At 43.6% G+C, this 6,926-nt stretch carries 14 protein-coding genes; 2 read left to right on the top strand and 12 right to left on the bottom strand.

Annotated elements, in window-relative coordinates; all coding sequences use genetic code 11:
• Window positions 1-96 precede the first annotated feature (96 nt).
• From AACU59_RS01950 to AACU59_RS02005, 12 genes are read right to left on the bottom strand one after another with little or no spacing between them, the layout of a single operon-like run.
• The gene (locus tag AACU59_RS01950) at window positions 97-1,095 is read right to left on the bottom strand and encodes a DUF968 domain-containing protein (protein WP_094145076.1); all 999 of its coding nucleotides are present in this window, start codon (window positions 1,093-1,095) and stop codon (window positions 97-99) included.
• Complete coding sequence (locus tag AACU59_RS01955) at window positions 1,095-1,529, bottom strand: hypothetical protein (RefSeq protein ID WP_094145075.1); 435 nt, start codon at window positions 1,527-1,529, stop codon at window positions 1,095-1,097. Before AACU59_RS01955 ends, AACU59_RS01950 begins: the two co-directional genes overlap by 1 nt.
• Window positions 1,526-1,717: a hypothetical protein gene (locus AACU59_RS01960; RefSeq protein WP_094145074.1), complete on the bottom strand. Its 192-nt coding sequence runs from the start codon at window positions 1,715-1,717 to the stop codon at window positions 1,526-1,528. Before AACU59_RS01960 ends, AACU59_RS01955 begins: the two co-directional genes overlap by 4 nt.
• Window positions 1,714-2,412, bottom strand: coding sequence for a phage antirepressor KilAC domain-containing protein (locus AACU59_RS01965; protein WP_094145073.1), 699 nt, complete (start codon window positions 2,410-2,412; stop codon window positions 1,714-1,716). The genes AACU59_RS01960 and AACU59_RS01965 overlap by 4 nt, the downstream gene beginning before the upstream one ends.
• Window positions 2,413-2,414: 2 nt before the next feature.
• Window positions 2,415-2,618 (bottom strand): hypothetical protein, encoded by a 204-nt coding sequence (locus tag AACU59_RS01970; RefSeq protein WP_094145072.1) that lies wholly within the window; start codon window positions 2,616-2,618, stop codon window positions 2,415-2,417.
• Entirely contained in the window at window positions 2,608-3,606 is a 999-nt protein-coding gene (locus AACU59_RS01975) for an ATPase (protein WP_094145071.1), read from the bottom strand. Before AACU59_RS01975 ends, AACU59_RS01970 begins: the two co-directional genes overlap by 11 nt.
• Entirely contained in the window at window positions 3,599-4,243 is a 645-nt protein-coding gene (locus tag AACU59_RS01980; RefSeq protein ID WP_176428531.1) for a hypothetical protein, read from the bottom strand. The genes AACU59_RS01975 and AACU59_RS01980 overlap by 8 nt, the downstream gene beginning before the upstream one ends.
• Window positions 4,240-4,764: a DNA methyltransferase gene (locus tag AACU59_RS01985; protein WP_094145070.1), complete on the bottom strand. Its 525-nt coding sequence runs from the start codon at window positions 4,762-4,764 to the stop codon at window positions 4,240-4,242. Before AACU59_RS01985 ends, AACU59_RS01980 begins: the two co-directional genes overlap by 4 nt.
• Window positions 4,757-4,918, bottom strand: coding sequence for a hypothetical protein (locus tag AACU59_RS01990; protein ID WP_176428530.1), 162 nt, complete (start codon window positions 4,916-4,918; stop codon window positions 4,757-4,759). Before AACU59_RS01990 ends, AACU59_RS01985 begins: the two co-directional genes overlap by 8 nt.
• On the bottom strand, window positions 4,918-5,175 hold the full coding sequence (locus AACU59_RS01995) for a hypothetical protein (RefSeq protein ID WP_094145069.1): 258 nt from the start codon (window positions 5,173-5,175) through the stop codon (window positions 4,918-4,920). The genes AACU59_RS01990 and AACU59_RS01995 overlap by 1 nt, the downstream gene beginning before the upstream one ends.
• A complete protein-coding gene (locus AACU59_RS02000) occupies window positions 5,175-5,624 on the bottom strand; it encodes a YmfL family putative regulatory protein (protein WP_094145068.1) in 450 nt (149 codons plus the stop codon). Before AACU59_RS02000 ends, AACU59_RS01995 begins: the two co-directional genes overlap by 1 nt.
• A 47-nt stretch (window positions 5,625-5,671) precedes the next feature.
• Window positions 5,672-5,866: a Cro/CI family transcriptional regulator gene (locus tag AACU59_RS02005; protein WP_094145067.1), complete on the bottom strand. Its 195-nt coding sequence runs from the start codon at window positions 5,864-5,866 to the stop codon at window positions 5,672-5,674.
• A gap of 75 nt (window positions 5,867-5,941) precedes the next feature.
• On the opposite strand from AACU59_RS02005, the gene AACU59_RS02010 reads away from it, so the two are divergent.
• Window positions 5,942-6,658 (top strand): S24 family peptidase, encoded by a 717-nt coding sequence (locus AACU59_RS02010; RefSeq protein WP_094145066.1) that lies wholly within the window; start codon window positions 5,942-5,944, stop codon window positions 6,656-6,658.
• A 23-nt stretch (window positions 6,659-6,681) separates the two neighbouring features.
• Window positions 6,682-6,926: DUF4747 family protein (locus AACU59_RS02015; RefSeq protein WP_161437821.1), on the top strand; the 245-nt coding region annotated here is incomplete at its 3' end.

Genomic DNA, 6,926 nt, shown 5'->3' on the forward strand with positions numbered 1-6,926 from the left:
AACTCATTGGCCGCAAAAAACCGGCCAGAAACTCATTGGCCGCAAAAAAACCGGCCAGAATAAAATATAGTTTCTTATTAAATATATAGATACTCATTAGACTATAACCCCCAACTCCAACGCCCTTTTAATCGTCTGCTTCACATAGAACAATTGTGAACCGTTCTTGGCTTCCCAGCCTTTAGGATCATCGTGAAACTTGCGGTGTTCTTCTGCAGTTAATGGGAAGGTGAAAAGGTCGTGGGTTTTGGCGCCCATCTTTCCTTCTCCGTGACCGATTAAGTGATGAGCCACCACCCCTTCAGTTTTTCCAGTCACTACGCAAGGTAAAGAACGGACGAACTTTAGGTACTTTTCACTTTGCCAGGTAATATCTTTTGGTCTGGCCATGAACATGGCTGGTGGCTCGTCATCAACAATTAATTTCACCACGCCGGCGCGTTCTTTAAGAATCCCTTTAGAGTTCAGTTCGAAGCGCTCATCACTTTCTCTCCGAACAACTAAACCATTTGTCTCTGGCTTTTTCTTTAGCCCAAAAACTTCATCAACAATGGTTTGTGGTAAGTGTTCATAAACGCCATTCACTACACTCCACCAGCAAAGCTCAGGTAATGAAATATTCCTATCTAATCGAAGTTGAGATTTAACACGCTCCAATCCCCAAACCAGAACATTACGTTGAGCGATTGATTGAGTTTCAATGCTTGGGCTGTTCCGCTCTTGGTTGTCATGATGCCAACACACACGCACGGCGCCATCGAGAACGGTTAAGTTCTTATCGCAATACTCGCCATCTGAAAGCTGGCAATGTGGAATGCGTTCTAACCAATGCTTAAAACTACCAAGACGCTTTTTAACTTCAGCATGGTTAAAGAACTCGAGTAAGCGCTTGTCGTCCACCAGCGATTTCGAACTATTTGGAAATACCGAACGGTTCATCTTCCCACTGGGCACATTCACCAACTCTTCCGGTAAAGGCATAACAATGAGCCGGTTTCCCTGACTCATCTTTACCAGCTCACTCAACAGAGTTTTGCCAGGCTTAAACATCATTAAACCAAGGTCAGGTTGTAGAAAAGGTTGAAGAACTAGCACTAACGAACACCCATCAACATTCCAGCGCCAATCTTTATGGCTTCGTTGGACAACTGAATCGCGACATCCATAGAGCCTTTGCGCATTGCACCGGCTAACGACTCACCCAATGACGTTTTCACTTTGATGCTTTCTGGTGTGGACTTCAAAACCTCCAGACTTTTCGCGGAAAGCACACAACGATAGAAGCAATAATTATCGCTGCGCTCTGTTCTTAAATACCCAGATTCTTGCAGCCACTGAACAGTACCAAAACATATCTCAAATGGTTTTGATGGTTCCCCATCGATTCCTAACACTCGCCCAAATTCATCCAGCTCAGTATCACCACACACTTCGGTACATTTCAAAACAATAGGAACAGGAAACGAACGGTACAGTTGATCAAAAATCTTAGCCGCATATTCATCAAACATTTCTATGTTGTTCTTCATAACACTCCCTCATAGTTCCAAACAGGTTCAAGTTCCGCTTCCAAACGGGTAGAACGCCCTGCACCTGTTACATTCAAAGATTTCACGAAATATTGCTTACCTTCGTGACGATAAACGCGTTTCTTCTCGTAGCAGATACACAAAGCGTCAACGGCTTTACTATTTGGTAATACTCTAATGATCTTCATGCCGCCACCGCCTTTAAGTGGCCTGTTTCAATCAGCTTCTTGCGTAGCCATATCTCACCTTTCCCAGTGATCATTGCGGTATGGCTAATTCTGGTTTCTGAATTCGTTTCGTAGGTACCTTGCTTAACTGTGAAATAGCCACGTTCAACGAACTCTTGATATGGAAGGTTGTAAGAACTGCCGCGACTCATGAATACTTTCAATTCACGCAGAATACGGAAGATAGCTATAGGACCTAAACCAACCGCTTTAGCAAACTGGCCAATAAGAACGCCTTTGTCGGCGCCTGCCACAGCATCAGCAAACTCAGCTTTTGGAGCTGCTATCGCAAGCTGCTCGCTTTTAACTTCCAATTCTTTAGCCTGGTTAGCAGCAAGTTGAAGCGCTTCAGCAAAAGTAGCCGGTACCGATACCTGACTGCTTTTCTCTAGTTCCTGCCAACGATCGACAACTGCAGCAGTAAATTCTGGTGAAAGACGGGCAACCACAATCAAAGAATCACGTTTACCTAATTCGTAGTAGTCAAACAGCTGTCCACGGTACTCAAATTTTAGTGGCTCAATTTGAGCGACTAAAACGTGACCATCAATCAATGAACGAATAACACGTAGAACATTCTTGTGGTCTTTCTTAGTGAGCTCTGCAATCTCACGACTGCTCATCGTCATTTCAGTTTGGGTACTAAGTTCAAACATGCTCATCCCTCCACTAACCAATACTTACTCGTATAGTCAGTATGCTCACCGTTCTCTAGCTTCAGCGTGGTACCTGAATTTCTAGCCCTTTCAACCAATCTCACCAACTGACAAACCGTAATACCTAACTGCTTGCACAGTTCACTCGGTTTCCAAAGACGTTTACGTGACTGCATTAAAGCAACAAGATCTTTCTCATTCGCCATTTAGCCCCCTTAGTTCCTCCACCAGATGTTCACGTTGTGCAATCATCTCTTTCACCTTGCGCTCTGAAGACTTCGCTGCTTCTTGCGAGGCAGGAGATTTACGTTGCTGAAAAGAAATGAGCGCTGCGTTCTCGTTGTTGATGTCCATTTCCAATTCACGAATCTTGCGCTTCAAAACGTCTCGGTCATCGGTTTGAGGAGTTTGTTGAACAGACTGAGGTTTAATCCCCCCTTTGTCCTGCTCCTTGCATAACCAAGAATGGATAAACCGCATGATGCCTTGCGAGGTTTTCTGACGAGTTGGATTGGCTTTGCACCAACCAATCATATTTCGTAGGTGCTGAAGAACATCTACAGCGGGGTAAAGCTCTTTCAACTCGGCTAGCTGAGATTTAGTCACTAGATGAACCGAACTCTTTCCCTTCAAAGGAATTTCAAACAAAACTGGGTCATGCGGAATTTCGGTTTCGAGCTTGCTCGGAACATTCAAGATCTGTTCGTTTTGATCTGGTTTGGATCTGTTAATGGATTCGGGAAAATTACCACTTCCATGGTTCTGGGAATCCTCCCAGTTCGTTTCGGTAATATTCCCATTTCCATCTGGTAAAATTACCGAATCCATTTGGGAATTGTGTTCAGTTTTAGGAAATAGAAGATCCACTAAGCGATCACCATCAATAAGGTAATGCGTAGTAGGAACGCTATTCGCCTTCTTAATGCGGGTCTGGATAATATCGCCCATCTTGTTCTTTAACTGACGAATCGCGTAACGCACTTGATCAACCGTTAAGCACAGCTCGTTCGCCAGCTCATCGTTCGCTTTATAGAACCATTCGCCATCAGGTTTAGTACTGGACCAAAACACCAATTGAGAGAGAACAGCAGCGTGTGTATGGTTGCCTTCGCAGAACTTAATATAAGGCCGAGGAATACTGATCGAAGCAGAATGGCCAGAAAGCTCTCGAACCACATCGAATAACCTAGCCATTGATGCTCTCCTCTAATCCCGCTTCTATTTCAGATATAACGCTATCCACGTTCTGCTGAATGACCTTGAACTCTATTACCCAAACGTAGGGATTAGCATTCCAGTTACCGTAAAGTGACTCCCACAACGTAGGAAAATGATCTTGTGGCGATACTGCTAAGTCTACTTCCCCACCGCCAAGGCCATACCAACAGCCTTCAGCTCTGGCTTGTGCATCAGTAATCTCTTGAACTCGCTCAATACGTACATCAGTAACTTTCAGCGTCAATCGGCTAGCTGAGCGTGGCATATGGATAGAAGGTTTCCATTTACTCTCACCATTATCATGAGTAGCGAAGTAGAGTGGCGTTCCATTAGGAGGGCAAGAGCAATAATCAGAACATCCGCATTCGTCAGTGTTGCTGTACAAACGGAAAGTCTCACGAACCCAAATAAGGTCGCCGACATTAACTGGAAACTCCAACCACTTTTGGTTTGGGTTATCTTTATTGGTTGTATAACGCTTTCCAGTTTCACGATTACAAACAACCCAATTAAATATCCCAGCACGTTTAACGGGCCTACGGGTAACACTCTTTCGCCCTTCCAAAAGCGCTTTAACCATTTCTGTATTGAAGATCATAGGAACAGCTTTCATACATCAACCTCATCTATCTTCAACGTCCAGAATGTTGGGCGTTTAATACGGTTTCCCCTATCCCAACATATCCACGCATACTCAGAGTTATCCGTTGAGCCATGAACAAAAGAAGGTCTTGGAGTGAGAATAAGTAGGTTTGTCCAAGGGAAAGAACGCCAGAAGTCAGCGCGTTGCTTACTGCCAAGCATCGATAAACGAAGAAGAAAACACATTGTTCCGTCTTGCGCTAAATCTCTCGTCATTGCTGTAGCAATAAACTCCAAAGCCAAACTGAATGGCGGGTTTGTGATGATCACATCTGCCGACATATCTTTGTTCGGGTTTAAGTAGTCAATGCCTTCGGCCAGTTCTGCATACTTGATAATGTGCCCTTTGGGCAGTTCATTGGTAATACGGCCGTCACCACGGCAAGGTTCTGAAATCACATCCCCTTCGCGAAACTCAATACAATCGAGTAAAGCTTTAACGCACCAAGAAGGCGTGGGATAAAAGTCCCGCTCTATACGTTCCTTAGCCATGAATACCTCCATAGACAGCAGCAAAGTAAACCTGCTTTGCGTGATACAAATCTTCCATCTCTTCATGGGTGATTTCAGTTCGTTCGCCATCAACCACCATGAAGTAGTGAAACTGGTGGTTCTCTAACTGAGCCCTTAGTGCTATTCTTCCCATCACTGCTTCTCCGAAGTGGTATGTGAAATTTCCTCGCGGTTATTTCCACTCGGCTTTAGACCGTTGCCGCGGTTTAAAGCCAACTCATTCTCTTCATCCAATACACGTAAATGACGCTCGCACTTTTCTTTTAAGAACTGGATTTGCTCTCGTTCAAAAGTGTCTGTGCTCTGCCCTTGGCTCGAAGCCACACGACAAGTATTCACAGTCATCATCGACATCTGATTTACGGTTTCCCAAAACGATTCTGTTCTCATTAATCCTCCTTGTATAAAGCATCGAGCTTGAGCATGAATGTTTCGAACATGCCTTGATAATCGTGCTTTAATGCTTCAATAAGACCTCGCTCCTTAGCATCAAAAACGCCGTCTGCTTTAGCTTCTTGAATACTTTGATCTAACAGCCCTTTCACCGCATTCAACTGCAGGTGACAATCCAACATATCGATGTTGTCGAGTTCCTTGGCTTTGGGCGCCTCTACTACCAGAAAGCCAACACGCTGCGCGAAGTATTCAGACACGAACGGTGTACTCGTTAGCTCTGCCATTTCCACCAGCTCATCGACACTAAAGAAACGTGAGCCTTTCTTTTCGTACAGGTGGTTATTGAAACTATCGACGGACATACCAAGCACAGCAGCAACGGCTTCTTTACCGCCCGTTATCCCAGCTATGGTTTTGTTCACCATCTCTTTCTTATTCACCATTTGCTCCTTGGTTTGGTAGTTATCTAAAAATGATTAGCTTGTTAGCATTAGCTTTGGCAGCTTCGTTTCCACTCTTTTGTTTTCATCAGATAGTGAAATTCAAAGATTCGGCTGTCAGGGACGAATTCTCCCCATTGGCTTACTGCTGAGTGTGTTGTTCCAACGACATCAGCAACCTTCTGCTTAGAGCCAAAGAATTCAATAACATTTGTCGTCTTAATTGGTGGTAGGTGTGTTTCCATATGCGCCTCAATATTAGTTTTCTAATATTTAAATTCATAAGAAAACTTAAGTCAAGTAAATGTAAGATAACTAACATGACTAAAGAAACCATTGGCGAACGTATTCGCCGAGTTCGTAAAGAACTTAAATTTACGCAGCAACAAGTGGCATCTAGTATTGGAGTGTCACCGACTTCACTCGTCTTTTGGGAACGCAACGAAACAACTCCAAAAGGCTCTAATCTCATAGCCCTTTGTAAAAAGCTTAAAGTTGATCCTCAATGGCTTCAAACGGGTAAAGGTGAACAAAAATTAAGTCCTGTAAGTAATGCAGAACTACTTGGAAACATGCAGGTGTGGGATAGCAACACCCCATTAGGTGAAGATGAAGTCGCAATCCCATTTTTAGATGACGTTAGACTTTCAGCTGGCAATGGCTTCATTACAGATGCAGAACACGATAAAGGCTATCGCCTTCGTTTCGCTAAGTCGACCTTACGCAGATATAACGTATCACCAGAAAATGCTAAATGTGTAGCCGTTCACGGCGATAGTATGGAACCTGTTCTGCCAGATGGTTCTACTGTAGGTATTGATTGTGGGAACAAAAAACTGACAGATGGAAAGATCTTTGCCATCAACCATAACGGCGAGTTGTTTATTAAGAAGCTGTATAGCCTACCGGGTGGTGGCTTAAGAATTTACAGTTTTAACGAGGTGGAGTATCCACCAAGAGAATACACAGAAGAGCAAGTGCTGGAGCAAAAAATCACGATAGTTGGCCGTGTATTTTGGTATTCAGTCTTATTGTAGATAATTAAAATTAAGGAATATACATGGCACATAAGACCCTACGCCTAAGTGCACTTAGTATTGTTACTCATCCGCACTCCGCTCAGAATTACATAAAACTACTCAAGCAAGCGGAAAAACTAGATCGCCCAGTCAACATGAAAGGAGATACTTACGCCAATATATCCTTCATAAGAAAGCTGGAGAAAGGTCAAAAGGGCGTTGGGCCAGTGAGTGGCGAATTTATAAAATATACTGAAATAGATAAAAAATCCGAGTGGTATAATAT

This window comes from Vibrio sp. V23_P3S9T160 (genome assembly GCF_963886625.1).
GTDB lineage: Bacteria > Pseudomonadota > Gammaproteobacteria > Enterobacterales > Vibrionaceae > Vibrio > Vibrio anguillarum.

Excerpts from the sequence above, each read along its gene's own strand:
- AACU59_RS01955 (WP_094145075.1), bottom strand. The coding sequence starts at position 1,529 with ATGAAGAACAACATAGAAATGTTTGATGAATATGCGGCTAAGATTTTT.
- AACU59_RS01960 (WP_094145074.1), bottom strand. The coding sequence starts at position 1,717 with ATGAAGATCATTAGAGTATTACCAAATAGTAAAGCCGTTGACGCTTTG.
- AACU59_RS01965 (WP_094145073.1), bottom strand. The coding sequence starts at position 2,412 with ATGTTTGAACTTAGTACCCAAACTGAAATGACGATGAGCAGTCGTGAG.
- AACU59_RS01970 (WP_094145072.1), bottom strand. The coding sequence starts at position 2,618 with ATGGCGAATGAGAAAGATCTTGTTGCTTTAATGCAGTCACGTAAACGT.
- AACU59_RS01975 (WP_094145071.1), bottom strand. The coding sequence starts at position 3,606 with ATGGCTAGGTTATTCGATGTGGTTCGAGAGCTTTCTGGCCATTCTGCT.
- AACU59_RS01980 (WP_176428531.1), bottom strand. The coding sequence starts at position 4,243 with ATGAAAGCTGTTCCTATGATCTTCAATACAGAAATGGTTAAAGCGCTT.
- AACU59_RS01985 (WP_094145070.1), bottom strand. The coding sequence starts at position 4,764 with ATGGCTAAGGAACGTATAGAGCGGGACTTTTATCCCACGCCTTCTTGG.
- AACU59_RS01990 (WP_176428530.1), bottom strand. The coding sequence starts at position 4,918 with ATGGGAAGAATAGCACTAAGGGCTCAGTTAGAGAACCACCAGTTTCAC.
- AACU59_RS01995 (WP_094145069.1), bottom strand. The coding sequence starts at position 5,175 with ATGAGAACAGAATCGTTTTGGGAAACCGTAAATCAGATGTCGATGATG.
- AACU59_RS02000 (WP_094145068.1), bottom strand. The coding sequence starts at position 5,624 with ATGGTGAATAAGAAAGAGATGGTGAACAAAACCATAGCTGGGATAACG.
- AACU59_RS02005 (WP_094145067.1), bottom strand. The coding sequence starts at position 5,866 with ATGGAAACACACCTACCACCAATTAAGACGACAAATGTTATTGAATTC.
- AACU59_RS02010 (WP_094145066.1), top strand. The coding sequence starts at position 5,942 with ATGACTAAAGAAACCATTGGCGAACGTATTCGCCGAGTTCGTAAAGAA.